The sequence below is a fragment of the Pseudonocardia humida genome (genome assembly GCF_023898865.1).
GTDB lineage: Bacteria > Actinomycetota > Actinomycetes > Mycobacteriales > Pseudonocardiaceae > Pseudonocardia > Pseudonocardia humida.
Genome location: NZ_JAGSOV010000003.1, coordinates 40934 through 65113, shown reverse-complemented (window position 1 = coordinate 65113; position 24180 = coordinate 40934). Strand labels below are relative to the sequence as shown.

The 24180-nt window shown below is 74.9% G+C and carries 22 protein-coding genes; 16 read left to right on the top strand and 6 right to left on the bottom strand.

Annotated elements, in window-relative coordinates; genetic code table 11:
- Positions 1-37 precede the first annotated feature (37 nt).
- The 11 genes from KDL28_RS00745 (at position 38) to KDL28_RS00695 (ending at position 9785) form a co-directional block, all read left to right on the top strand.
- A complete protein-coding gene (locus KDL28_RS00745; protein ID WP_252435160.1) occupies positions 38-415 on the top strand; it encodes an allophanate hydrolase-related protein in 378 nt (125 codons plus the stop codon).
- Positions 412-1710 carry an allantoinase AllB gene (allB, locus tag KDL28_RS00740; protein WP_252435159.1) on the top strand — a complete coding sequence of 433 codons (1299 nt, stop codon included), beginning with the start codon at positions 412-414 and terminating at the stop codon, positions 1708-1710. Before KDL28_RS00745 ends, allB begins: the two co-directional genes overlap by 4 nt.
- A 7-nt stretch (positions 1711-1717) precedes the next feature.
- Positions 1718-3145 (top strand): four-carbon acid sugar kinase family protein, encoded by a 1428-nt coding sequence (locus tag KDL28_RS00735; RefSeq protein WP_252435158.1) that lies wholly within the window; start codon positions 1718-1720, stop codon positions 3143-3145.
- 62 nt (positions 3146-3207) lie between these two features.
- Entirely contained in the window at positions 3208-4344 is a 1137-nt protein-coding gene (gene alc, locus KDL28_RS00730; protein WP_252435157.1) for an allantoicase, read from the top strand.
- Positions 4345-4529: 185 nt separating this feature from the next.
- Positions 4530-5621: a sensor histidine kinase gene (locus KDL28_RS00725; RefSeq protein WP_252435156.1), complete on the top strand. Its 1092-nt coding sequence runs from the start codon at positions 4530-4532 to the stop codon at positions 5619-5621.
- Positions 5618-6451, top strand: coding sequence for a LytR/AlgR family response regulator transcription factor (locus KDL28_RS00720; RefSeq protein WP_252435155.1), 834 nt, complete (start codon positions 5618-5620; stop codon positions 6449-6451). Before KDL28_RS00725 ends, KDL28_RS00720 begins: the two co-directional genes overlap by 4 nt.
- A 7-nt stretch (positions 6452-6458) precedes the next feature.
- Positions 6459-6860, top strand: a complete 402-nt coding sequence (locus KDL28_RS00715; RefSeq protein WP_252435154.1) for a hypothetical protein — start codon at positions 6459-6461, stop codon at positions 6858-6860.
- 8 nt (positions 6861-6868) lie between these two features.
- Entirely contained in the window at positions 6869-8545 is a 1677-nt protein-coding gene (locus KDL28_RS00710) for a sodium/solute symporter (protein ID WP_252435195.1), read from the top strand.
- Positions 8546-8572: 27 nt separating this feature from the next.
- Positions 8573-9055 carry a DUF5709 domain-containing protein gene (locus KDL28_RS00705; protein WP_443698366.1) on the top strand — a complete coding sequence of 161 codons (483 nt, stop codon included), beginning with the start codon at positions 8573-8575 and terminating at the stop codon, positions 9053-9055.
- Between the two features lie 80 nt (positions 9056-9135).
- A complete protein-coding gene (locus KDL28_RS00700; protein WP_252435153.1) occupies positions 9136-9456 on the top strand; it encodes a sigma factor-like helix-turn-helix DNA-binding protein in 321 nt (106 codons plus the stop codon).
- The gene (locus KDL28_RS00695; protein ID WP_252435152.1) at positions 9456-9785 is read left to right on the top strand and encodes a cupin domain-containing protein; all 330 of its coding nucleotides are present in this window, start codon (positions 9456-9458) and stop codon (positions 9783-9785) included. Before KDL28_RS00700 ends, KDL28_RS00695 begins: the two co-directional genes overlap by 1 nt.
- A gap of 3 nt (positions 9786-9788) precedes the next feature.
- On the opposite strand, the gene KDL28_RS00690 is transcribed toward KDL28_RS00695, so the two are convergent.
- Entirely contained in the window at positions 9789-11006 is a 1218-nt protein-coding gene (locus KDL28_RS00690; RefSeq protein WP_252435151.1) for an ROK family protein, read from the bottom strand.
- Between the two features lie 159 nt (positions 11007-11165).
- On the opposite strand from KDL28_RS00690, the gene KDL28_RS00685 reads away from it, so the two are divergent.
- Genes KDL28_RS00685 through KDL28_RS00665 form a run of 5 tightly spaced genes read left to right on the top strand, consistent with a single transcriptional unit; the run spans position 11166 to position 17080 of the window.
- The gene (locus tag KDL28_RS00685) at positions 11166-12671 is read left to right on the top strand and encodes a sugar ABC transporter ATP-binding protein (protein ID WP_252435150.1); all 1506 of its coding nucleotides are present in this window, start codon (positions 11166-11168) and stop codon (positions 12669-12671) included.
- A complete protein-coding gene (locus tag KDL28_RS00680; RefSeq protein WP_252435149.1) occupies positions 12664-13749 on the top strand; it encodes an ABC transporter permease in 1086 nt (361 codons plus the stop codon). Before KDL28_RS00685 ends, KDL28_RS00680 begins: the two co-directional genes overlap by 8 nt.
- 57 nt (positions 13750-13806) lie before the next feature.
- A complete protein-coding gene (locus KDL28_RS00675) occupies positions 13807-14877 on the top strand; it encodes a substrate-binding domain-containing protein (RefSeq protein ID WP_252435148.1) in 1071 nt (356 codons plus the stop codon).
- Between the two features lie 41 nt (positions 14878-14918).
- Entirely contained in the window at positions 14919-16073 is a 1155-nt protein-coding gene (locus tag KDL28_RS00670; protein ID WP_252435194.1) for a Gfo/Idh/MocA family protein, read from the top strand.
- Positions 16073-17080, top strand: a complete 1008-nt coding sequence (locus tag KDL28_RS00665; protein ID WP_252435147.1) for a sugar phosphate isomerase/epimerase family protein — start codon at positions 16073-16075, stop codon at positions 17078-17080. Before KDL28_RS00670 ends, KDL28_RS00665 begins: the two co-directional genes overlap by 1 nt.
- Positions 17081-17140: 60 nt before the next feature.
- On the opposite strand, the gene KDL28_RS00660 is transcribed toward KDL28_RS00665, so the two are convergent.
- From KDL28_RS00660 to KDL28_RS00640, 5 genes are all read right to left on the bottom strand, one after another.
- The gene (locus KDL28_RS00660) at positions 17141-19240 is read right to left on the bottom strand and encodes a hypothetical protein (RefSeq protein WP_252435146.1); all 2100 of its coding nucleotides are present in this window, start codon (positions 19238-19240) and stop codon (positions 17141-17143) included.
- 107 nt (positions 19241-19347) lie between these two features.
- The gene (locus KDL28_RS00655; protein WP_252435145.1) at positions 19348-20787 is read right to left on the bottom strand and encodes a GH1 family beta-glucosidase; all 1440 of its coding nucleotides are present in this window, start codon (positions 20785-20787) and stop codon (positions 19348-19350) included.
- 103 nt (positions 20788-20890) lie between these two features.
- Entirely contained in the window at positions 20891-21787 is an 897-nt protein-coding gene (locus KDL28_RS00650; protein ID WP_252435144.1) for a carbohydrate ABC transporter permease, read from the bottom strand.
- On the bottom strand, positions 21784-22767 hold the full coding sequence (locus KDL28_RS00645) for a carbohydrate ABC transporter permease (protein ID WP_252435143.1): 984 nt from the start codon (positions 22765-22767) through the stop codon (positions 21784-21786). Before KDL28_RS00645 ends, KDL28_RS00650 begins: the two co-directional genes overlap by 4 nt.
- Positions 22764-24068, bottom strand: a complete 1305-nt coding sequence (locus KDL28_RS00640; RefSeq protein WP_252435142.1) for an ABC transporter substrate-binding protein — start codon at positions 24066-24068, stop codon at positions 22764-22766. The genes KDL28_RS00645 and KDL28_RS00640 overlap by 4 nt, the downstream gene beginning before the upstream one ends.
- Positions 24069-24180 lie beyond the last annotated feature (112 nt).

Genomic DNA, 24180 nt, shown 5'->3' with positions numbered 1-24180 from the left:
GGATGATCCGGGGCAAGAGGCGAGCGAGGGGATCCGCATGAGGATGTTCCTGAACGGCACCGCGATGTCCGGCGGCGCCGACCACCACCTCGTCGGGGACTCCCCGCTGGTGGCCCGCACCACGACCGCGCCGCGCTACCGCTTCCACGCGGTCGACGGGCGCTACCCGGCGCTGGAGGACGTCGGCCCGGGCGGGGCGGCGGTGGTGGGGGAGGTCTACGAGATGGACCCCGCCCAGCTGCGCGAGGTGCTGCTGCCCGGCGAGCCCGACGGGCTCGAGCTGGGCGTCATCGAGCTGGCCGACGGCAGCGGGTCGCTGGCCATGGTGCTGCGCCGCGAGTACCCGCGGCTGCCCCCGCTGATCGACATCTCCGAGCTGGCGAGCTGGCGCGCGTACCTGGAGCGCCGACAGTGATCGTCTTCCGGGCCGACCGGGCCGTGGTCGACGGCGTCGAGCGCCCGGCCGCCGTGCTGGTCGACGGTGAGCGGATCGTCGCCGTGCTGGCCCGTGACGGGGAGGTCGACGCCGACCGGGAGGTCGTGCTCGCCGCCGACGAGGTGCTGCTGCCGGGCCTGGTCGACACGCACGTGCACGTCAACGAGCCGGGGCGCACCGAGTGGGAGGGCTTCGCCACCGCCACCCGCGCCGCCGCGGCCGGCGGGGTCACCACGATCGTCGACATGCCGCTGAACTCGCTCCCGCCCACGCTGGACGTGGCCGCGCTGGAGGTGAAGCGGGCCGCGGCGCGCGGCCAGTGCGCGGTCGACGTCGGGTTCTGGGGCGGCGCGGTGCCCGGCAACGAGGCGCAGCTGCGCGCGCTGCACGAGGCGGGGGTGTTCGGCGTCAAGTGCTTCATGATCGACAGCGGGGTGCCGGAGTTCCCCGCGCTGACCTCCCCCCGCGACGCGCTGCGCGAGGTCGCCGCGTTCGACGGGCTGCTCATCGCGCACGCCGAGGACGGCGAGCTGGTGCACGACGCGCACGGCCCCCGCTACGCCGACTTCGTCGCCTCCCGCCCGGGCGCGGCCGAGGACTCGGCCATCGCGCACCTGCTGGAGCTGGCCGCCGAGACGGGCGCGCGGGTGCACGTCGTGCACCTGTCCTCGGCCGACGCGCTGGATCGGTTGGCCAAGGCCCGCGCCGACGGCGTCCGCGTGACCGCCGAGACCTGCCCGCACTACCTCACGCTGGCCGCCGAGGAGGTGCCCGACGGCGACACCCGGTTCAAGTGCTGCCCGCCCATCCGCGACGCCGACAACCGCGACCGGCTCTGGCAGGCCCTCGCCGAGGGCACCATCGACCTCGTCGTCAGCGACCACTCGCCGTGCACCCCCGAGCTCAAGCGCCTCGACGTCGGCGACTTCGGGCTGGCCTGGGGCGGGATCGCGTCGCTGCAACTGGGCCTGCCGCTGGTGTGGACCCAGGCCCGCGCCCGCGGCCACGGCCCGGCCGACGTGGTCCGGTGGATGTCGCAGCGGCCCGCCGAGCTGGTCGGGCTGGCCCGCAAGGGCGGCATCGTCGCGGGCCACGACGCCGACCTGGTGGTGTTCGCCCCCGACGAGGAGTTCGAGGTGGGCCGGCTGCACCACCGCAACCCGGTGACGCCGTACGCGGGGCGCAGGCTGCACGGCGTCGTCCGCGCGACGTACCTGCGCGGCGCGCCGACCGACGGACCGCCGCGCGGCGAGCTGCTGCGCCGCGGCGGGTGAGCGCCCGATGAGCGCCGCGCAGGGCTCGCCGCCGCTGCCCCCGGTCCGGCCGGTGGCCGCGGCCGAGGTCGCCCGGGCGCTGGACGGGGCGCCGCGGGTGGTCTTCCTCGACGACGACCCGACCGGCACCCAGACGATCCGCGACCTGCCCGTGCTCACCCGCTGGGGCGTCGAGGACGTCCGCTGGGCGCTGGGGCGGCCGGGCGCGGGCTTCTTCGTGCTGACCAACACCCGCAGCCTGGCCCCCGACCGCGCCGCGGCGCGCGACCGGGAGGTCGTCGAGGCGTGCCTGGCCGCGTCGGCGGCCGAGGGGGTCGCGCTGGTGTTCGCCAGCCGCAGCGACTCCACGCTGCGCGGGCACTTCCCGCTGGAGACCGACGTCGTCGGCGAGGTCCTCGCCGAGCACGGCGGCGGCGTCGACGCGGTGCTGCTCGCACCGGCGTTCACCGACGCGGGGCGGCTCACGATCCGCGGGGTGCACCACGTGCGCACGCCCGAGGGCCTGGTCCCGGTGGCCGACAGCGAGTTCGCCCGGGACGCGACCTTCGGCTACCGGTCGTCGCGGCTGGCCGACTGGGTGGCCGAGAAGAGCGGTGGACGCATCCCCGCCGAGGGGGTCGTGGAGCTGACGGTCGACGCGATCCGCCCCGGCACCACCGACGACCTGGCCGCGCGGCTGGCCGCCGTGCGCGGCGGCGGGGTCGTCGCGGTGGACTCCGCCGTCGACGACGACCTGCGCGCGGTCGCGCTGGCCGTGCTGGCCGCGGAGCGGGGCGGCGCCCGGCTGGTCTACCGGATCGGCCCGTCCTTCGTGCGGGCCCGGGTCGGGCAGGACGCCCAGCCACCCATCGACGACGCGACCCTCGCCGACCTCGTCGGGTCCGACGCGCACGGCCTGGTCGTGGTCGGCTCGCACGTGGCGCTGACCAGCACCCAGCTCGCCCGGCTGGGCGAACGGCGCCGGTTCGCCGCCGTCGAGCTGGACGTCCCGACCCTGCTCGACGACGCCCGCGCCGGTGAGCACCTCGACGCGGCGGTCGCCGCGGCCACGGCCGCGCTGGCCTCCGGCCCGGTCGTGCTGAGCACCTCCCGCACCCTGGTCACCGGCGCGGACGAGGCGACCAGCCTGGACGTCGCGCGGCGGGTCAGCGCCGCGCTCAGCCGCACAGTCGGCCGGGTCGTGGCCGGTCGGCGGCCCGGCTACGTGGTCGCGAAGGGCGGGATCACCTCGTCGGACGTGGCCACCCACGCGCTGGGCATCGACCGGGCGGTGGTCCGGGGCTCGCTGCTGCCCGGGATCGTGTCGCTGTGGGAGCCCGTCTCCGGGCCGGCCGCGGGGCTGCCCTACGTGGTGTTCGCCGGCAACGTCGGCGACGCCGACTCGCTGGCCGACGTGGTCGACCGGTTGGAAGGTGCCGTGGGCTCGCGGTCGTGACCGGAGCGGGGATCACGCCGCAGGGCGTACCCCGCAGGGGCGCCGCCGGGGGAGACTGGGGCGTGGGTGACTTCCGACAGCTTCCCGACCTGGCCCTGCGCACCCTCGGCGGGAGCGTGGTGCACGCCAACGACGAGTCCTTCGCCGCCCGGGAGAACCTGATCACCCCGGGTCCCGCGGTGTTCGACCCGACCGAGTTCGGCCACCGCGGCAAGGTCTACGACGGCTGGGAGACGCGCAGGCGCCGCGAGCCCGGCCACGACGAGGCGATCGTGCGCCTGGGCGCTGCGGGGATCGTGCGCGGGGTCGTCGTCGACACCGCGTTCTTCACCGGGAACTACCCGCCCGAGGTGTCGGTGCAGGGCCTGTACGCGGGCGACGACGTCGACCCGGCCACCGCGCGGGGCTGGGAGGAGCTTGTCCCGCGGTCGGGGGTCGCGGGCGACTCGGAGAACTCCTTCGCGGTCGAGTCGGGATCGCTGCTCACCCACGTCCGGCTGCGCATCCACCCGGACGGCGGCGTGGCCCGGCTGCGGGTGCACGGCGAGGCCGTGCCGGACGTGCGCGTGCTCGACGCGCTGGGCACCGTCGACGTCGCGGCGCTGGAGAACGGCGGGATGGTCACCGACTGCTCGAACCTGTTCTACAGCTCCCCGCAGAACCTGCTGGTCCCCGGCCCGGCGCGGTCGATGGGGGAGGGCTGGGAGACCGCCCGGCGCCGCGACGACGGCAACGACTGGGTGGAGGTGCGGCTGGGCGCCGAGTGCACGCTCGCGGCGGTGGTGCTGGACACCTCGTACTTCCTGCACAACGCGCCGGGCGCGGCCGTGCTGAGCGGGCGGGTCGGCGGCGGTCCGTGGCGCGAGCTGCTGGCGCGCACGCCGCTGCGCCCCGACACCCGCCACCGCTACCTGCTGGCCGGGACCGGGGCGGGCACGACGCCCGTCGACGCGGTGCGCCTGGACATCCACCCCGACGGCGGGATGGCCCGGTTGCGCGTGTTCGGCACCCCGACGCCCGCCGGTCGGGAGGCCGCCGGGCTGCGCTGGTTCACCGCGCTCCCCCCGGCCGCCGCGGCCTCGGTGCTGGTCGGGGCGGGTGTCGAGGCGGAGGCGGCGGCCGCGCTGGCGGCGGGCCGCCCGCTCACCGCGGACGCGCTGCCCGCGGCGGCGCGGGCCATGGTGACCGGACGGGGTTGAGCGCACCCCCCGTCGTGCCTCCGGCGACGTGATCCGAGCCCGTCCTCGCGGACTCCCCGTGCTCCTCGCAGGTGCCTCTGCGAGGAGCACGGAGAGTCTGCGAAGACGCCGCCGCGATCACGGACCGCGGTCGCGGGGGACGCCCGGTATGTCCTACCGTCTCGGTTCCGGGACGGAGGCAGTCGATGGCGGTGGAGGCGGGTGCGGCACCGCGGGGCGGGCGGCGCTGGCCGGGGTTCGCCCGCGCCCGCGGGGCGGGTCGCGAGGCCGTGTCCGGGCTCGCCGCGGGCCGCCGCATCGCCGCCGGCCTGCGCGACGGGCTCGCCGGCCCCGGCGTGCCCGGGGCGGTGCGTGGGCTGCGCCGGCTGCTGGAGGCCGACGCCGCGGCGCTGGGCGGGCTGACCGGCGCGCTGGTGTGGTCGGGCCGGCCCGAGCGCCCGGACGCGGCGGTCGAGCTGGCCGAACGGGCCCTGCAGAGCGACAGCCGCGCGGCCGACGGGGCGCTGGTCGCGGTGCCGCTGCACGCCAGGGCGGAGCTGGCCGGGGTGCTGGTGGTGGCCGGGCCGGTCTCCGGCGCGGCGGTCCGCGAGGCGGCGCTGTGGGTGGGCGAGGCGCTGGAGCGCGCCCGGCTGGGGGCCTCCGCGCAGGTCGCCGAGCAGGCCGAGCTGCGGGCGCTGCGCGCGGAGATCTCGCCGCACTTCGTCTACAACAGCCTGACCGCGATCGCCTCGTTCGTCAGCTCCGACCCCGAGCGGGCCCACGACCTGATGCTCGACTTCGCCGCCTACACCCGCCACAGCCTGGCCCGCCACGGCGACCACACCACGGTCGCGGGGGAGTTCCAGGCGATCGAGGCCTACCTGGCGCTGGCCCGCGCGGTGCTCGGCGAGCGGCTGCGGGTACAGCTGCGCATCGCCCCCGAGGTGCTCCCGGTCGCGCTGCCCTATCTTGCGCTGCAACCGCTCGTGGAGAACGCCGTGCGCCACGGCGTGGAGCTGCCGGGCGGCAGCGGCCTGGTGCAGGTCACCGGCGAGGCGGACGGGACGGAGTGCGTGATCACGGTGGAGGACGACGGCCCGGGCATGGACCCCGACTACGCCGCCGCGGTGCTGGCCGGCCGCGGCACGCCGGGCCACCTCGGCCTGGTCAACGTCGACCGCAGGCTGCGCACCGTCTACGGCGCGGGCTACGGCCTGGTCCTGGAGACCGCGCCCGGGGCGGGCACGCGGGTCGTCGTGCGGCTGCCGCGCTTCCAGCCCGGGGTGGTCGTGTCGTGAACGGCCGGGGCAACGCGGCCGGGTCCGCCGCGGCGGGCGGCCTGCGCGTGCTGGCCGTGGACGACGTCGCCCCCGCGCTCGACGAGCTGCGCAGGCTGCTGGTCGGCTCGCCCGACGTGGCCGACGTGGTCACCGCGGGCGACGCGCTCACCGCGCTGCGGCTCATCCAGGCCGGTCCGCTGGACGCGGTGTTCCTCGACATCTCGATGCCCGGGATGGACGGCATGGAGCTGGCCGCGCTGCTGGCCCGGATGACCGATCCGCCGGTCGTGGTGTTCGTGACCGCCTACGAGGAGCACGCCGCGTCGGCCTACCGCATCGGCGCCGTCGACTACCTGCTCAAGCCGGTCAGCGCCGAGCGGCTGGCCGCGGCGCTGGGCCGGGTGCGCCGGTTCGCCGCGACCGGCCGCGACGCCGTCACCGGGGGCGGGGCCGCCCCGCCGCCGGTCGACGCGCTGGCCGCGGTGCCGGTCGAGCTGGGCGGGCGCACCCGCTACGTCCGCCGCGACGACGTGCGCTTCGTCGAGGCCCAGGGCGACTACGTGCGCCTGCACACCCCCGGCGGCGCCCACCTGGTGCGCATTCCGCTGTCGCGGCTGGAGGAGCACTGGGCGCACGCCGGGTTCAGCCGGGTGCACCGCAGCTACCTGCTGGCCGTGCACGCCGTCCGCGAGCTGCGCAGCGACCTGTCCGGCGGGCTGCTGGCCCACACCGACGTCGGCGACGTCCCGGTGAGCCGCCGCCACGCCCGCGACCTGCGCGAGCACCTGCTCGAGGCGGCGACCCGGGGCGCATTCGACGGGGGTCGGGGGACGGGGCCGGGGCGGTGAGCGGGGGATGACCCGCCAGCGCAGGGTCGCGGTGACCAGCCCGCAGACCCGGCTCGCGCTCTCGTCCCGGCGCGGCGGCGCCCCGGCGGTGCCGCCGCACCTGTCCGCCGGTGAGGCCGAGCGCGCCCGGCGCATCCACCGCCGCCAGCTGCGCCACGCGCTGAGCGCGCTGGGCCTGCTCGGGGTGCTGCTGCTGGGGCTGCCGCTGCTGCTGGCCGCGCTGCCCGAGCTGGACGCGGTGCGGGTGGTCGGGGTGCCGCTGTCCTGGCTGGCCGTGGCCGTGCTGCCTTACCCGCTGCTGGTGGCGCTGGCGCACTGGCAGCTACGCCGCGCCGAGCGGGCCGAGCGGATCGGGCACCCCGGGCGGACCGCGCGGGCGCGGTCGACCCGCCCGGTGCGGCCGGGATGACCGACGTCCTGTCCGTGCTGCTGGCCGTCGTGCCGGTGCTGCTGGTGACCCTGCTGATCGGGGCCCGTGGTGTGGCGGCCATGCGGACCACCTCGGACTTCCTGGTCGCCTCGCGGCGCATCTCGCCGACGGTCAACGCGGCCGCGGTGTCGGGGGAGTACCTCTCGGCGGCGTCGTTCCTCGGGGTGGCCGGGCTGGTGGTCAAGGACGGCGTCGGCGCGCTGTGGTACCCGGTCGGCTTCGCCGCGGGCTACGTCGCGATGCTCGCGCTGGTCGCGGCGCCCATGCGGCGCACCGGGGCGCTGACGGTGCCCGACTTCGCCGAGGCCCGGCTCGGCTCGCCGGGGCTGCGGCGGCTCTCGGCGGTCGTCGTGCTGGTGATCGGCTGCCTGTACCTGGTGCCGCAGTTCACCGCGGCCGGGCAGGTGCTGGGGGTGGTCAGCGGCAGCCCGTACTGGGTGGGCGTGGTGGTGGCGGGGGCGGCGGTCAGCATCACCCTGGCGCTGGGGGGCATGCGCGCGGCCACCTACGTGCAGGCGTTCCAGTTCGTGCTCAAGCTGGCGCTGTTCATCGTGCCGGCGGTCTGGCTGGTGCTGGCGGTCGGCCCGGACGCGCGGGCGGCGGCGCTGGCCCCGGTCGAGTTCAGCCGCTTCGCCGCGCCGACCCCGGTGGAGTTCCGGCTGGAGACCTCGGTCGTGCTGACCGAGCCGACCGCCGTCGCGGTCGACGGGCACCCGCCGCAGCTGCTCGCGCCCGGTCCGCACGAGGCGGCCGCGGGCAGCACCTGGACGTTCCCGGCGGGCGCGGCGGTGCCCGAGGTCGGGGGCGGGCCGCCGGGCGGGCCCGGCTGGGGGCGCCCGCTGCTCGACCCCGGCGACGCCGGGCACCCGGTGCTGGCCACCTGGTCGGTGCTGGTGGCGACGGTGCTGGGCACGATGGGCCTGCCGCACATCCTGATCCGCTTCCACACCAGCCCCGACGGGCGCGGCGCCCGCCGCACCGCGGCCATCACGGTGGCCATGCTCGGGGCCTTCTACCTGTTCCCCGGCGTGTACGGGCTGCTGGGCGCGCTGCTGCTGCCCGAGCTGTACCTGTCCGGGGCGACCGACACCGTCGTCGTGCAGCTGCCGGCGCGGGTCGACCCCGGCTGGGCGGGCGCGCTGTTCACCGCGCTGCTCACCGCGGGCGCGTTCGCCGCGTTCCTGGCCACCTCGCTGGGGTTGCTGCTGGCGGTCTCCGGGGCGCTGTCGCACGACCTGGTGCCCGGCTCCCTGCGCCGGCTGCGGTTCACCCCGCTCGCGGCGGCCGCCGCGGTGGTCCTGCTGGCGCTGCCCGCCGCGTCCATCGACGTCGGGGTGCTGGTCACCTCGGCGTTCGCGGTGGCCGCGTCGACGTTCTGCCCGCTGCTGGTGCTGGGGATCTGGTGGAGCGGGCTGACCGCCCGCGGCGCGACGGTCGGGGTCGTGGTCGGGCTGCTGTCCTCGGCCGGGGTGATCGGCGTCGACCTGTTCCTGGGCTCGCCGCCCGGGCTGGCCGCGATCCTGCTCGGCCAGCCCGCGCTGTGGTCGGTGCCGCTGGCGTTCGCCACGATGGTGCTGGTGTCGCTGCGCGGGCGCCCCCCGGCGTGGGCGACCACGGCGATGCTGCGGTTGCACCTGGACGAGAGCGGACCCGGCCGCGCCTGAGGGCGCCGCCGGTGGGAGGCTGGGGCGATGAACGGCGACGAGGACACCTCCCCGGACGTGACCGAGGACGACGGGCTGCTCGACCCCTCCGACACCCTCCTCGACCGCGACCAGCTCGACGAGGGCTACTCGCCGCCGGAGCGCCCGTACGCGGTGAACGACTGGGGCACCACCCCGGCCGAGGAGGCCGCGGGCGAGTCCCTGGGCGCCCGCCTGCGCCGCGAGCTCCCCGAAGGCGCCCCCGACGAGGGCGACGGCCTCGGCGACGCCTCCGACACCGACGGCGAGCTGCGCGACCGCGAGGTCGGCGACACCCGCTCGGGCCGGCTGGCCGACGAGGGCGAGGAGCTGTTCGCCAGCGACGTCGGCATCGACGGCGGCGCCGCCTCCGCCGAGGAGGCCGCCGTGCACCTCGTCCCCGACGAGGACGGCAGCGACGACGGCAGCGACGACGACGGCAGCGACGACGGCGGCGACGACGCCGCGGCGGAGTTCCTCCGCGACCGCTGACCCGCCCGTCCCGCGAGACCCCCGGGGCCTCGTCCGGTGCCGGGCGATGAGTTCGGGGCCGGCCGGCGGTCGTACCCGACATGCACCTTCCCGAACACCTCCCCGCGGACGCCCCGTCGGATGCGGCCGGGCCGCTGCCGCCCGCGCAGTGGACCGTGCTGATCCTGTGCGACGTCCTGCACTGGTCCACCGCCGACGCCGCCGCGCTGCTCGGGGCCTCCCGCGCGGAGCTGACCGCGGCCCTGCGCCGGGCGCGTGGGGCGGTGCGGCGGGGCGAGGTGCCCGGTGCGGCCGAGCGGGCCGTGCTGAGCCGGTTGGTCGGCACCACCGACGCCCGGGTCGTCTCGCTGACCGGGGCGCTGCTGCGCGAGCACGCGCCACCGGTCGCCCGGAGCGCGTGATGGAACCGGCCGGGGAGGCCGATGCGGCCCGGGTGTCGTTCCTGCACCGGCGGCTGAGCGCGAGCTTCGACAAGCGGGTGGTCACGGTCGCGCCCGGTGCGCGGCGGCCCTACCGGGCCGAGGAGTGGCGCGACGCGCTGGTCGTCGTGGAGAGCGGTGAGGTCCAGCTGGAGTGCGCCGACGGCGGCCGGCGGGCCTTCGCCACGGGCGCGGTGCTCTGGCTGGCCGGGCTGGGGCTGGTCGCCCTGCGCAACGAGAGCCGTGAGCCGGCCGTGCTGGTGGCGGTCTCGCGGCGGGCGCCCCCGGCCGACGAGCCCGCGGAGGCGTGACGGTCAGGGCCGCGGCGCGGTGAGGGCGTCCATGCCCGGAGGGGAGAGCACCCGCTCGATGCCCAGCACGGCCGCTCCGGCCAACCCGGCGTACTCGCCCAGCACGCTGTTGGTGAGCACGAGGTTGCGGGTGGCCAGCGGCAGCGCCCGCTGGTAGACGACGCTGCGCACCCCGGCCAGCAGCTCGTCGCTGGCCGCGGTGAGCGAACCGCCCAGCGTCACCCGGGCGGGGTTGTAGAAGTGCACCAGGGTGGCCACCAGCTCGCCGATCACGCCGGCGGCCTCGCGGACCACCCCCAGGGCGTCCGGGTCGCCGCGCGCGATCAGCGCGCGGACGTCGGCGATGGTGGCCACGCCGAGCTGGTGCGGCTCGGCGGCCAGCCGCCGGGCGATGGCCCCGGCCGAGGCCACGGCCTCGATGCAGCCCACGTTGCCGCAGACACAGGCGGTGTCCGGGCCGCCGCGCACGCGCACGTGACCGATGTCGCCCGCCGCGCCGTCGGCGCCGTGGTGCAGCACGCCCTCCCGGGAGACCAGCCCCCCGCCGATGCCGGTGCCGACCTTGACGAACAGCAGCGGGACCTGGTCGGCGGGCAGCGCCCTGGCCTCGCCGAGCGCGCGCAGGTTGACGTCGTTCTCCAGCACGGCGGGGCAGTCGAAGGTGCGCTGCAGGCGCGCGGAGACCGGGTAGGCGTGCCAGCCGGGCATGATCGGCGGCCGGACCGGGATGCCCAGGTTGCCGTCGACCGGTCCGGGCAGCCCGATGACCACCGCGCGCACGGCCGGGTCGCCGTCGCCGGGGTGGCGCGCGCGCCCCCGCAGCGCGGTCAGCGCGTCCTCCACCGCCGCCAGCACCGCGTCCGGGCCGTCCTGCACGTCGATGTCGATGTGCTCGTGGGCCAGCACGCGCTGGCTCAGGTCGACCACGGCCAGGTGCGCTCCGCGGGCCCCGACGTCGGCGAGCAGCACGTGCCCGCCGCGCGCGGACATGGCGAGCCGGTCGGCCGGGCGCCCGCGACCGGTGGTGGGCCGGGCGCCGTCCGGGCGCAGCACACCGCGGGCGAGCAGCTCGTCGACCGCGGTGCTGACCGTCGTGCGGGCCAGCCCGGCCGCCGCGACCAGGTCGGCCTTGCTCACCGCGGCCCCCGACGCGACCAGTCGCGCGACGGTGCTGAGGGTGACCGCGGCGTCCGCCCGACCGGAGGGGCCGGGGACGCTCAAGCGCAGGGGCGGCAGAGGAGACGTGGGCTGCATCACGGTCCGATATCGACGGAAAAATAGCTCGAAAGAGCATTATTCGGTCGTTGCACGGCACTGGTCAACCCTCCTACGGTCATGGCGCCCACCGACCCACACACCAGGCCCCACACCGAGGTGGACATGCCAGACACACCGCTGCTGTCGATGCGGGGGATCGTCAAGGAGTTCCCCGGCGTCCGCGCCCTCGACGGCGTCGACCTCGACGTCGTCGAGGGCGAGGTGCACTGCCTGCTCGGCCAGAACGGCGCCGGCAAGTCCACACTGATCAAGGTGCTGGCCGGGGCCCACCGACCGGACGCGGGTGAGGTCACCTTCGCCGGCGAGGTCGTGTCGTTCGCCTCCCCGCAGGCCGCCGACGCCGCCGGCATCGCGACCATCCACCAGGAGCTCGACCTCGTGCCGGGCATCTCGGTCGCCGACAACGTCATGCTCGGCCACGAGCCCGCCCGCTTCGGGTTCACCCGCGACCGGGCCGCCGAGGAGACCACCGCCGCCCTGCTGCGCAGGCTCGGCCACCCCGAGATCCGCCCGCGCCGCGAGCTGGGCCGGCTCTCGGCCGCCGGGCAGCAGGTGGTGAGCATGGCCAGGGCGCTGGCCCGCGACGCCCGGCTGATCGTGATGGACGAGCCCTCCGCCGTGCTCGACCCGGAGGAGGTCCGCAACCTGTTCCGGGTGATCCGCGAGCTCACCGCCGACGGCGTCGCCGTGGTCTACATCTCCCACCGGCTCGAGGAGATCCGCGAGATCGGCGACCGCGTCACCGTCCTCAAGGACGGCCGCACCGTGGCCCGCAACCTCTCCGCCCGCGACACCCCGACCGCCGAGGTCATCACGCTGATGACCGGACGCAGCATCGAGTACGTCTTCCCCGAACGGACCGGGGGGCCGCCCGGTGACGTCGTGCTCGATGTCGAGGGCCTCGGCCGGCCCGGCGAGTTCACCGACGTGTCGTTCTCCGTGCGCGAGGGCGAGATCGTCGGGCTCGCCGGGTTGGTCGGGTCCGGGCGGTCGGAGATCCTGGAGACCGTCTACGGCGCGCGCAAGGCCGCCGCCGGGACCGTGCGGGTCGAGGGCAAGGCGCTGCGGCCGGGGTCGGTGCCCGCCGCGGTGCGCGCGGGCCTGGGCCTGGCCCCCGAGGAGCGCAAGAGCCAGGCGCTGCTGCTGGGCGAACCGGTCTACCGCAACGTCACGCTCTCGGCGATGAGCCGCTTCGCCCGCAGCGGCTTCGTCCGCGAGGACGCGGAGCGCGACGCGGCCCGCACCGAGACCGCCCGGCTCGACGTGCGCCCCGCCGACGTCCGCCGCCCCGCCCGCACGCTCTCCGGCGGCAACCAGCAGAAGGTCGTGCTGGCCCGGTGGCTGCTGCAGGGCTGCAAGGTGCTGCTGCTCGACGAGCCCACCCGCGGCGTCGACGTCGGCGCCCGCAGCGAGATCTACGCGTTGATCCGCGAGCTGGCCGCGTCCGGGGTCGCGGTCGTCGTGGTGTCCAGCGAGGTGCCCGAGGTGCTCGGGCTGGCCGACCGCGTGCTCGTCGTCCGCGAGGGGCGGGTGGTGCACAGCGCGCCCGCCGACGAGCTCGACGAGGGCCGCGTGCTCGACCTGGTGATGGAGGGAGCTCATGTCTGACCGCACACCGGTGTCGCCGCCGACGCCGACCGGGGCCCACGGGCCCGAGCTGAGCAAGACCGGTGCCCCGGCGGCCGACGAGCACCAGCGCGTGGAGCGGGCCGCCCGCGAGGCGGGCGGCGACTCGGCGGCCGGCCGGCTGCTGGACAGCGGCGCCGGGCGCAACCTCGGCCTGGTGGCCGTGATGGTGCTGCTGGGGGTGGTCGGCGCGGTCACCGCGGGCGAGCGGTTCCTGTCGGTGCCGAACCTGCTGACCGTGCTCACCCAGGCCTCGATCATCGGCGTGATCACCGTCGGGGTCACCTTCGTGATCATCGGCGGCGGGATCGACCTGTCGGTCGGCAAGGTCATGGCGCTGTCGTCGGTGTGGGCGACGACGGTGGCCACGCAGGCCTACGGCCCGCTGGTGATGGTCCTCTGCGCGCTGCTCGTGGGGGCGGGGGCGGGCCTGGTCAACGGCCTGCTCATCGCCTACGGGCGGATCGTGCCGTTCATCGTCACGCTGGCCATGCTGATCTCCGCGCAGGGCCTGGCCGAGCAGATCTCCGGGCGGCGCAGCCAGATCGTCACCGACCCGACCATCGCCGGGATCGCCACCACCCGGCTGCTGGGCATCCCGCTGCTGATCTACATCTTCGCGGTCGTGGTGGCGCTGGGCTGGGTCCTGCTCAACCGCACCACGTTCGGCAGGCGCACCTTCGCCATCGGCGGCAACTCCGAGGCGGCCCGGCTGGCCGGGCTGAACGTGCGCCGCCACACCGCGGCGCTCTACGTGCTGTCCGGGCTGTGCTGCGGCATCGCCGCGATCATGATCGCCTCGCTGACCACGACCGGGTCGAGCACCCACGGCACCCTCTACGAGCTGGACGCGATCGCCGCGGTGATCATCGGCGGCACGCTGCTGACCGGCGGGCGCGGCACGCTGATCGGCTCGATCCTCGGCGTGCTGGTCTTCACCACGATCACCAACCTGTTCGTGCTCAACAACCTGGCCACCGAGGTCCAGAACATCGCCAAGGGCGCGATCATCGTCGTCGCGGTGCTGATCCAGGCCCGCGCCCGGCGCGCCGACCCCTAGCCACACCACCCACCCCATCCCAGGTCGACCCCTCCATCGATGAAGGAGCGCACCACCATGTCCGAGAACCTCACCAGCGGCCTGGGCCGCCGCCGCTTCCTGCTGAGCTCCCTCGGCATCGGCGCCGGCGCGGCGCTGACCGCGTGCACCAGCAACGCCCCGGCCGGCGGCCCGCCCGCCGCCTCGGCGCCCGTGGCCGGCGGCGCCGGGGCCAACTCCGAGCCCGGCGAGCAGGTCACCATCGGCTTCTCCGCACCGGCCGCGGACCACGGCTGGATCGCCGCGATCGCCAACAACGCCCAGGCCCAGGCCGACCAGTACCCCGACGTCACGTTCTCGCCGGTCAACCCGACCAACGACATCGCCCAGCAGATCGCCGCGGTGCAGACGCTGATCAACCAGAGGGTCAACGCGCTGGTCATCCTGCCCAACGACGGCAGCCAGCTGACCTCGGTCGGGCGCCAGGCCATGGAGGCCGGCATCCCGGTGATCAACCTGGACCGGATCTTCGACTCGCCGCTGGCCTACCGCACCTGGATCGGCGGCGACAACTACGGCATGGGCGTCTCGGCGGGCAACTACATCGGGCAGCGGCTGCGCGACGCCGGCGTCGCCAACCCGGTCATCGGCGAGATCGCCGGCATCGACAACCTGCCGCTGACCCAGCAGCGCAGCCAGGGCTTCGCCGATGCGCTGCAGACCTACGGCTTCGCCGTCGGCCCGCGCCAGGCCGCCGACTTCACCGCCCAGGGCGGGCAGCGGGTCACCGCGAACCTGCTGCAGGCCGCGCCCCAGCTCGACGCCGTCTGGAACCACGACGACGACCAGGGCATCGGCGTGCTCGCCGCGATCCAGCAGGCCGGGCGCAGCGAGTTCTTCATGGTCGGCGGGGCCGGCTCGGCCAACGCGATGCGCGCGATCCAGGAGGACAACACCGTCCTCAAGGCCACCGTCACCTACAGCCCGTCGATGGCGTCCTCCGCGGTGTCGGTGGCCCGGCTGGTCGCCCAGGGCCGCGGGCTGAGCGACTTCGCCGAGCGCGAGGTCCCGGCGTCGATCACGCTGGCCTCGGCCACCATCACCAAGGAGAACGTGGGCGAGTACCTGCCCCTGGGCTTCGAGTCGTGACGGCGGGTCCGACGAGCGGTACCCGCAAGCTCGGCGTCGGCATGGTGGGCTACGCCTTCATGGGTGCGGCCCACTCCCAGGCCTGGCGCACCGCCGGGCGGTTCTTCGACCTGCCGGTCGAGCCCGACATGGCCGTGCTCTGCGGCCGCGACGGCGACGCGACGCGGTCGGCGGCGGCCAAGCTGGGCTGGCGCTCGGTGGAGACCGACTGGAAGCAGCTGCTGACCCGCGACGACGTGCAGCTGATCGACATCTGCACGCCGGGCGACACCCACGCCGAGATCGCGATCGCGGCACTGGACGCCGGCAAGCACGTGCTGTGCGAGAAGCCGCTGGCCAACACGGTGGACGAGGCCAGGGCGATGGTCGCGGCCGCCGAGCGGGCCAGGGCCCGCGGGGTGCACAGCATGGTCGGGTTCAACTACCGGCGGGTGCCGGCGATCGCGCTGGCCCGCCAGCTGATCGCGCAGGGGCGCATCGGCGAGGTCCGCCACGTCCGCGGCACCTACCTGCAGGACTGGATCGTCGATCCGGAGTTCCCGCTGGTGTGGCGGCTGCAGAAGGACAAGGCCGGGTCCGGGGCGCTGGGCGACATCGGCGCCCACGTGATCGACCTGGCCCAGTTCGTCACCGGCGACCGGCTGACCGGGGTCAGCGCGCTCACCGAGACGTTCGTCAAGCAGCGCCCGCTGCCCGCGGCGTCCAGCGGGCTGTCCGCGTCCGGGTCGACCGAGCGGGGCGAGGTCACCGTCGACGACACCGCGCTGTTCATCGGCCGGTTCGGCGGGGGAGCGGTGGCCGGCTTCGAGGCCACCCGGTTCGCGACGGGGCGCAAGAACGCGCTGCGGCTGGAGGTCAACGGCAGCGCGGGCTCGCTGGCGTTCGACTTCGAGGCGATGAACGAGCTGTCGTTCTTCGACGGCGCCGAGGACCCCGCGACGGCGGGCTTCCGGCGGATACTGGTCACCGAACCCACGCACCCCTACGCCGGGGCATGGTGGCCGCCCGGCCACGGACTCGGCTACGAGCACACCTTCACCCACGAGATCGCCGACCTGCTGCGCGACCTGGGCACCGGCGCCGAGCCCTCGCCGTCCTTCGCCGACGGGCTGCAGGTGCAGCTGGTGCTGGACGCCGTGGCCCGGTCGGCCGAGGCCGGCAGCGGCTGGCAGCGGATCGAGGAGGTCAACGACTGATGGCGCGACCGATCACCCTGTTCACCGGGCAGTGGGCCGACCTGCCGTTCACCGAGGTCGCCCGGCTCGCCGGGGAGTGGGGCTACGACGGGCTGGAGATCGCCTGCTGGGGCGACCACTTCGACCCGTGGGCCGCCGTCGAGGACGACGGCTACGTCCAGGGCCGCCGCGACATCCTGGACAAGCACGGCCTGCAGGTGTTCGCGATCTCCAACCACCTCACCGGCCAGGCCGTCTGCGACGACCCGATCGACGCCCGCCACCAGGGCATCCTGCCCGCGCGGGTGTGGGGCGACGGCGAGCCGGAGGGCGTGCGGCAGCGCGCGGCCGACGCGATGAGGACGACCGCGCGCGCCGCGGCGAAGCTCGGGGTCGACACGGTCGTCGGGTTCACCGGGTCGAGCATCTGGAAGACGGTGGCGATGTTCCCGCCGGTGCCCCAGGAGATGGTCGACGCGGGCTACCGCGACTTCGCCGACCGCTGGAACCCGATCCTGGACGTGTTCGACGAGGTCGGGGTGCGGTTCGCGCACGAGGTGCACCCCAGCGAGATCGCCTACGACTACTGGACCACGGTCGCGGCGATGGAGGCCGTCGGGCACCGCGAGGCGTTCGGCCTCAACTGGGACCCGAGCCACTTCGTCTGGCAGGACCTCGACCCGGTCGGCTTCCTGCTCGACTTCCGCGACCGCATCTACCACGTCGACTGCAAGGACGCCAAGCGCCAGGTCGGCAACGGCCGCAACGGGCGGATGGGCTCGCACCTGGCCTGGGCCGACCCGCGGCGGGGCTGGGACTTCGTCTCCACCGGGCACGGCGACGTGCCGTGGGAGGCATGCTTCCGGATGCTCAACCACATCGGCTACTCCGGCCCGATCTCCGTCGAGTGGGAGGACGCCGGGATGGACCGGCTGGTCGGGGCGCCGGAGGCCCTGCAGTTCGTGCGCAGGCTGGCGTTCGACCCGCCGTCGGCGGCGTTCGACGCCGCGTTCAGCAGCGGCGGCTGACACCCGCCCGAGCACGACGGACCGACGACGGGCCGCCCCCACGGGGGCGGCCCGTCGTCGTCAGTCCGAGGCGCGGTGGCGGCCGGGGCGGTCGTCGGTGTCGGTGTCGGTCTTCGCGTCAGCGGCGTCGCCGTCGTCGTGGGAGGCCCGCTCCTCGGCGTCGGACGGCTCGTCGGGGCGCGCGTGGCGCGGGCCGGAGCGCTCCGGTGCGGGGGCGTCGAGGCCGGGGCGGTCGACGGAGAACCCGAAGGACGGGTCGATCACCGGCTCGCGCGGCTCGTCGACGGGCTCCGCCGCGGGGGCGGGGTCGTCGACGGCCGCGGGCTCCTCCTGGGCCGGGGGTCCGGCGGGTGGGTCGGCGGGTGGGTCGGCGGGGGTGTCGACGGGCGGCCGGGTCGGGGCCTCGGCGACCGGGTCGGGCGCGCTGGGCCCGGGCTCCGGCGCCGGTGGGGTGTCGTCGTCCGGCGCGGTCACCGGGTCGGACGCGGTGTCGGGGGTGGTGTCGGACGCGGTGTCGGGGGCGGTGTCGGGGGTGGTGTCGGGGGTGGTGTCGGGGGTGCTGGTCGACCCACCGCCGGTGCTCGGGGTCGAGGTGTCGGTGCGGGAGCCCCCCGAACCCGACGAGCCCGACGAGGACGAGCCGGTGGTCGGGGTGTCGTCGGAGGACGACGCCGCGTCGGGTTCGTCCGTGGTGGTCGGCGCCGAGGCGCTGCTGTCGGAGAAGGTGACCGCGTCCTCCACGGACGGTCCGGGGTCGTCCTCGGGGAGCGTGGCCTCGGGCAGGAGGGCGGCGTCGTCGCCGGTGTCGGTGCGGTTGGACGGCGCACCGCCCGGTGCGGGGGTCGGCGTGGCGGCCGCCGACGTGGCCGCCTGTTCCGGGGCCGCGGCGCCCAGCTGGGCGGCGAGCTGCATCGCGGCCTGCACGGCGTTGGTGAGGGCGGCGGTGCCGTCGATCCCGGCCGGCGGCGCCGCCGGCGACGTCGTGGGCAGGACGCCGGCCAACGCGGCCTGGGTGGGCGTCGGGTTCGCCAGCACCGGGCCGGGGGTCGGGCCGGCCGGGTCGAGGGGAGCGGGCCGCTCGGCCAGGGCCGCGAGCGAGGCGTCGCCGGTGATCACGACGAGGTCGTCGACCAGGCGCTGCTGCAGGGCGAGCAGCTGGTCGTGGCCCTCGGCGGGGAGCACGAGCGGCAGCTGGGCGGCGACCGCGTTGACCGCGCGCACGGCGTCGGCGGTGCGGCCCTGCCGCAGGGCGGTGTCGGCCGCGGCCAGTGCGGTCTCCACCTCGATGGCGGCCTGCACGGAGCGGGCCTTGTCGTGGTGGAAGACCTGGGTGATCTGCCAGAGCGGATCGCCGGGGCGGGCGTCGTGGGCCTCGAACAGCACGCTGGAGGCGGCCACCGTGAACAGCGCCGCAGCCGCGGCGGCCGCGGTGCGCGGGCGGCGGTAGGGGCCGCTGCGGGCGCGGTGGCGGCCCTGCCCCTCCGCGGACGGCGCGAGCGCGCGGCGGATCGGCCACCGGTTGGCGGCCGGGTCGCGGCGCCGCCCCGCGCGCGGGGACCCGGAGGCCGGGGCGGTGCTCGCGGGCCGCAGCGGCAGCACCGGCGCCACGTGCTCCGGCCCGGCGGACGGGTCCGCGTCGGGCTCGTCGGAACCCGCATCGGGCTCCGTCCCGGCGTCGGGCCCCGCGTCGGACTCGGGGTCGGTCCGGCTGGCGAACGCCGGGTCGGACTCGGCGTCGAACTCGGCGTCGAACTCGGGGTCGAACTCGGTGCCGAACTCCCGGCCCTCAGCCGGCCCGGGGTTCACGTCGGCCACCCAGGCGGCCAGCATGGTCACCAGCTCGTCGTCCGGGCCGATCGGCTCGGGGTGCAGGTCGTCGACCGAGAGCCGGCCCCCGGCCAGCGCCTCGATCAGCGCGTCGTCGGAGTCGAGCGCGTCGCGGTCGATCGGGGCCAGGTCGATCCTGGCCATCTCGATCTGCTCCATCTCCAGGCGCGCCGTGGCGGCGTCGTCGAGCTCGGCCCCGGCCGGGTGGGGGGCCGGGTCGGGCCCCCCACCGCCGCCGAACGGGTCCAGGTCGGCCTGGTCGACACCGGGACGGGCGGTGCGGAGGGGATCGGGTCCCTGGTCGGGCCCGTCGTCCTGGTCACCGCGCGGCACCCGCACCCTCCGATTCCTCGTGTTCAGCCGTCCCGCGTCGTACCGCCGGGTAGCGCGGGAAGGCTACCCCGTCCGGTGCAGACCACCGTGACTGATGAGTAGTCGCTTCAGGCGGGCACAGCGTTTCCTCGGATCACGTCCGCGTAGAACAGCGCGCTGCCCTTCGGCGTCCGGGCGAGGGTCGCGTAATCGACGTGCACGATCCCGAAGCGCTTGGCGTAGCCCCAGGCCCATTCGAAGTTGTCCAGGAACGACCAGACGAAGTAGGCCGTCACCGGCGCGCCCTCGCCGATGGCCCGGTGCACCGCCGCGAGGTGGGTGCGCAGGTAGTCGATGCGGTCGGTGTCGACCACCCGCCCGTCCGCGCCGACCTCGTCGGGGAAGGCCGCCCCGTTCTCGGTGACCATCAGCTCCAGCCCGGGCCGCTCCGCGGCCACCCGCAGCAGCAGCTCGGTCAGCCCGCGGGGGTCGATGCTCCAGCCCATGTCGGTCTTGGTGCCGTGCTGGACCGGGAACTCCACGTCCTCGCAGGCGATCCAGGGGCTGGCCGCGCCGTCGCCGTGCCCGTCGGCCTGCTCCTTGGGGCGCTCGCGGGTCCAGTACCGCACGATGGTGGGGGAGTAGTAGTTCAGGCCGAAGGCGTCCAGGGGCGCCGCGATGACCTCCAGGTCGCCCGGGAGCACGAACGACCAGTCGGTGACGCCCGCGGTGTCGTCGAGCACGTCCTGCGGGTAGCGCCCGTGCAGGACGGGGTCGAGGAACAGCCGGTTCTGCAGGCCGTCCACCCGGCGGGCGGCGTCGGCGTCGCGCGGGGAGTCGCTCTCGGGCAGCACCCAGGCCAGGTTCAGCGTGATGGCCACCCTGGCGGTGGGCGCCGCGGCGCGGATCGCCGCCGCGGCCAGCCCGTGGGCCAGGTTGAGGTGGTGCACCGCGGTCAGCGCCGCGGCGTCCTCGGTGCGCCCCGGCGCGTGCACGCCGCTGGCGTAGCCCAGGAAGGCGCTGCACCACGGCTCGTTCAGGGTGATGAACATCGGCACGCGGTCGCCCAGCGCGGCCGCGACGACCGCGGCGTACTCGCCGAATCGCTCCGCGGTGCGCCGCGAGGTCCAGCCGCCCGCGTCCTCCAGGGCCTGCGGCAGGTCCCAGTGGTACAGCGTGACCGACGGCTGGATGCCGGCCTCCAGCAGCGCGTCGACGAGGTCGGAGTAGAACGCGATGCCCTCGGCGTTGACCGGGCCGATGCCGTCCGGGCCGACCTGCGGGGTGATCCGGCTCCAGGAGATCGAGAACCGGTAGGAGGTCAGCCCGAGCTCGGCCATCAGCGCGACGTCGTCGCGGAACCGGTGGTAGTGGTCGTCGGCCACGTCGCCGGTGTCGCCGCCCTGCACCCGTCCCGGGGTGTGGGAGTAGGTGTCCCAGATCGACGGGGTGCGTCCGCCCTCGGCGACGGCCCCCTCGATCTGGTAGGAGGCGGTCGCCGAGCCCCAGAGGAAACCGGGCGGGAACTGCAAGGTCTCGGCGGCCGTGGCGTCCTGCGTCGTGGTCATCCGTCCTCTTCCGTCGATTGTGCCGCGATGGTGGCCGGGGGGTGGTCCGGGTCCTGGTGGTGCGCCGCCCCCCGGTCGGCGCACCACCAGTGTCTGACGAGGATCAGCCCTTCACCGCGCCGGCGATGATCCCGCCCACGATCTGGCGACCCAGCAGCAGGAACACCACGATCACCGGCAGGGTGCCGACGAGCGTGCCGGCCATGATCACCGACGTGTCCGGCACGTAGCCGCTGCCCAGGTTGTTCAGCGCGACCTGGATCGTGGGGTTCGACGAGTTGAGGACGATGACCGGCCAGAAGAAGTCGTTCCAGGCCGTCATGAACGTGAGCATCCCGAGCACCGCCATGCCCGGTCGGGCGATCGGCAGCACGATGCTCCAGAACGTGCGCAGCGAGGTCGCCCCGTCCACGCGGGCGGCCTCCAGCAGCTCGTCGGGCAGCGCGTCCTGCAGGTACTGGCGCATGAAGAACAGCCCGAAGCACTGCACCAGCGTCGGCAGGATCACCGAGCTGAGGTCGCCGGCCAGGCCGAGCGTGGCCATCAGGCTGTAGAGCGGGACGACTCCCAGGCTCGGCGGGATCATCATCGTGCCCAGCGCGATCGCGAACAGCACGTTGCGCCCGCGGAAGCGCATCTTGGCGAACGCGTAGCCGGCCAGCGTGCAGAACAGCACGGTGCTGAGCGTGATGATCCCGGACACGATGAACGAGTTCACCAGGGCCAGGCCGATGTTCTGCTGCTCGATCGCCTTGACGATGTTCGACCACAGGTCGGGCCCGGGCAGGATCGGCGGCGGCTGCTGGTTCATCTCCGCCATCGGCCGGCTGGCGGCCACGATCATGTAGTAGAACGGCACGATGAAGACCACCGCGGTGGCGATCAGCGCCACGTAGGTGAGCCAGCCCGCGCTGTCGACGGCGCCCCGCGTGCGCGGTCGTCGGGACGGTGGTGTCGTCCCGACGACCGCGGTGACCGGCGGGGGGAGGGTGGCGGTCATGACTGCCCCAGCTTCCCCTGGCGCCGGCGGGCCAGCCGGGTGTTCAGCCAGACCAGGCCGATGATCAGCACGAACATCACCCAGGCGACGGCCGCGGCCCGCCCGAGCGCGTTGTAGGTCCAGCCCTGCTGGTACATGAACAGCCCGAGGGTCTGGTACTGGTTCACCGCGCCGCCGTCGGACTTGCCGCCGCCGAAGATCAGCGGCTCGCCGAACACCTGGCTGGCGCCGATCGTGGAGACCACGACGGTGAACAGGATGGTGGGGCGCAGGCCGGGCAGCGTGACGTGCCGGAACTGCTGCCACTTCGTGGCGCCGTCGAGCGTGGCGGCCTCGTAGAGGTCCTTCGAGATCGACTGCATGCCCGCCAGGTAGATCAGCGCGTTGTAGCCGGTCCAGCGCCAGATGATGATCACCGAGATGGCGATCTGGGCGGTCCAGTCGCCGTTGCGCCAGTCCACCGCGTCGATGCCGACGAGTCCGAGCAGCCAGTTGATGGCGCCCGCGTCGCGGCCGAACAGCTGGGCGAACACCAGCGTCGCCGCGGCCACCGAGGTGGCGTAGGGCATGATCATCGCGACCCGGAAGAAGGTGCGCCCGCGCAGCTTGTAGTTCAGCAGGTGGGCCAGGCCCAGCGCGAGCAGCAGCTGGGGCACCGTGGACAGGATCCCGATGGTGAACGTCTTGAACAGCGCGTTGTAGAACTTCTCGTTGGTGAACAGCCAGATGAAGTTGTCGAGACCGACCCACTTCATCCGGGAGCCGAGCCGGTACTGGTGCAGGCTGATCCAGGCGGTGTAGATGAGCGGGAACAGCCCGAACGCCAGGAAGAGCAGGAAGAACGGCGCGACGTAGACGTAGGGGGCCGAGCGGCCCTCCCACCGGTAGAGGCGGGAGCGCCAGCCGGGCCGACGTGGGGACCCGCCCCCCGGGGGCGCCGAGCGCTCCCCGGGGGCCGGGCGTTGGAGGGAGAGGGTCACGCGCCGACCTGGTTGTTGACCTGCGTCCCGGCTGCGGTCCAGGCGTCGGCCGGGCTGACGCCGTTGGCCTCGACCGAGAGCAGTGCCTGCGCCATCGCGTTCTTCACGACGCCGTCGTTCGGCCCGAGGATCTGGACGGGCGCGGCCTGGGAGGACTTGGAGAAGATCTCGCCGATCGGGGCGTTGTTGAAGTACGGGTCGGTGGTGCCGGCGACCGCGTCGATGGCCTCGGTGGTCGAGGGGAAGTTGCCGACCTCGTTGAAGACCTTGGCCTGCTGCTCGGGGGCGGTCAGCCAGGCGATCAGCTTGGCGGCCTCCTCCTTGTTCTGGCTCACGGCGGGGATGCCCAGGTAGGCGCCGCCCCAGTTGCCGCCGGCGCCGCCGGGCAGGCTGGTGACGTTCCACTTGCCGGAGCCGGCGTCACCGGCCTTGCCCTTGATGTAGCCGATCATCCAGGACGGGCAGGCGATGGTGGCGAAGCTGCCCGAGGAGAAGCCGGCGTCCCAGCCCGGGTCGACGAACTGCTCCAGCTTGGCGGTCAGACCGGCCTGGCCGGCGGCCGCGGCGGTGTCGAAGGCGTTCTTGACGGCGGGGTTGGTCTCGAAGACGAGGTTGCCGCCCTCGTCGTAGTAGATCTTCTCCTCGGTGGAGACCATCGCGTTGTAGAACCCGCCTGCGGAGTCCATCCACGCGGTGCCGGCCGGCGCCTTGGCCTTGAACTCGTTGCCCAGCGCCACGTAGTCGTCCCAGCTCGACATGCGCGCCGCGAGCTGCTGCGGGTCGGTCGGCAGCCCGGCCGCGCCGAGCAGGTCGCTGCGGTAGCAGATGCCCATCGGGCCGATGTCGGTGCCCAGCCCGAGCACGGCGCCGTCCTCGGTGGTGGCGGCCGGCTCCTTCCACGGGATGTAGTTGGCGATGCTGTCCGCGGCCGGGGTCTCGCGCAGGTCGGTCCACAGGTCCTGCTGGTTCTGCACGACGTCGGCGATGCGGGCGACCTCGATGCCCTGCACGTCGGCGACGCCGCTGCCCGAGCTCAGCCGGGTCTGCAGGGCCGGCCAGTACTTGTCCTCGCCCTGGGTGGACTCGTAGGCGATCTTCACGCCGGGGTTGGCCGCCTCGTACTCCTTGAACAGCCCGACCTCGTCGTAGCCGAAGGTGCCGAACAGGCTGACCTTGAGCTCGACCGGACCGCCGCTCGCCGCCGGTTCGGCCTCGCCGCCACCGCCGCACGCGGTCAGCACGAGCGCGCTGCTGAGCGCGAGGGCCGCCAGCGCGACCGGATTACTCCGTGGGGTCTGCATTGATCCTCCAAAGTCTGTGAGAGCGCTCTCTCAGCCGTCCGCGAGAATTCCGTCACACCGGGGTAGCTGTCAAGAGAGCGCTCTCACCGTGACCGAACCGTGGCTGGCCTGG

What these genes read in the sequence shown, in the direction of transcription:
- KDL28_RS00725 (WP_252435156.1), top strand. Translation starts at nt 4,530, where the DNA reads ATGGCGGTGGAGGCGGGTGCGGCACCGCGGGGCGGGCGGCGCTGGCCG.
- KDL28_RS00650 (WP_252435144.1), bottom strand. Translation starts at nt 21,787, where the DNA reads ATGACCGCCACCCTCCCCCCGCCGGTCACCGCGGTCGTCGGGACGACA.
- KDL28_RS00735 (WP_252435158.1), top strand. Translation starts at nt 1,718, where the DNA reads ATGAGCGCCGCGCAGGGCTCGCCGCCGCTGCCCCCGGTCCGGCCGGTG.
- KDL28_RS00655 (WP_252435145.1), bottom strand. Translation starts at nt 20,787, where the DNA reads ATGACCACGACGCAGGACGCCACGGCCGCCGAGACCTTGCAGTTCCCG.
- KDL28_RS00705 (WP_443698366.1), top strand. Translation starts at nt 8,573, where the DNA reads ATGAACGGCGACGAGGACACCTCCCCGGACGTGACCGAGGACGACGGG.
- KDL28_RS00670 (WP_252435194.1), top strand. Translation starts at nt 14,919, where the DNA reads ATGGTGGGCTACGCCTTCATGGGTGCGGCCCACTCCCAGGCCTGGCGC.
- KDL28_RS00685 (WP_252435150.1), top strand. Translation starts at nt 11,166, where the DNA reads ATGCCAGACACACCGCTGCTGTCGATGCGGGGGATCGTCAAGGAGTTC.
- KDL28_RS00715 (WP_252435154.1), top strand. Translation starts at nt 6,459, where the DNA reads ATGACCCGCCAGCGCAGGGTCGCGGTGACCAGCCCGCAGACCCGGCTC.
- KDL28_RS00665 (WP_252435147.1), top strand. Translation starts at nt 16,073, where the DNA reads ATGGCGCGACCGATCACCCTGTTCACCGGGCAGTGGGCCGACCTGCCG.
- KDL28_RS00695 (WP_252435152.1), top strand. Translation starts at nt 9,456, where the DNA reads ATGGAACCGGCCGGGGAGGCCGATGCGGCCCGGGTGTCGTTCCTGCAC.
- KDL28_RS00640 (WP_252435142.1), bottom strand. Translation starts at nt 24,068, where the DNA reads ATGCAGACCCCACGGAGTAATCCGGTCGCGCTGGCGGCCCTCGCGCTC.
- KDL28_RS00700 (WP_252435153.1), top strand. Translation starts at nt 9,136, where the DNA reads ATGCACCTTCCCGAACACCTCCCCGCGGACGCCCCGTCGGATGCGGCC.
- KDL28_RS00675 (WP_252435148.1), top strand. Translation starts at nt 13,807, where the DNA reads ATGTCCGAGAACCTCACCAGCGGCCTGGGCCGCCGCCGCTTCCTGCTG.
- KDL28_RS00745 (WP_252435160.1), top strand. Translation starts at nt 38, where the DNA reads ATGAGGATGTTCCTGAACGGCACCGCGATGTCCGGCGGCGCCGACCAC.
- KDL28_RS00680 (WP_252435149.1), top strand. Translation starts at nt 12,664, where the DNA reads ATGTCTGACCGCACACCGGTGTCGCCGCCGACGCCGACCGGGGCCCAC.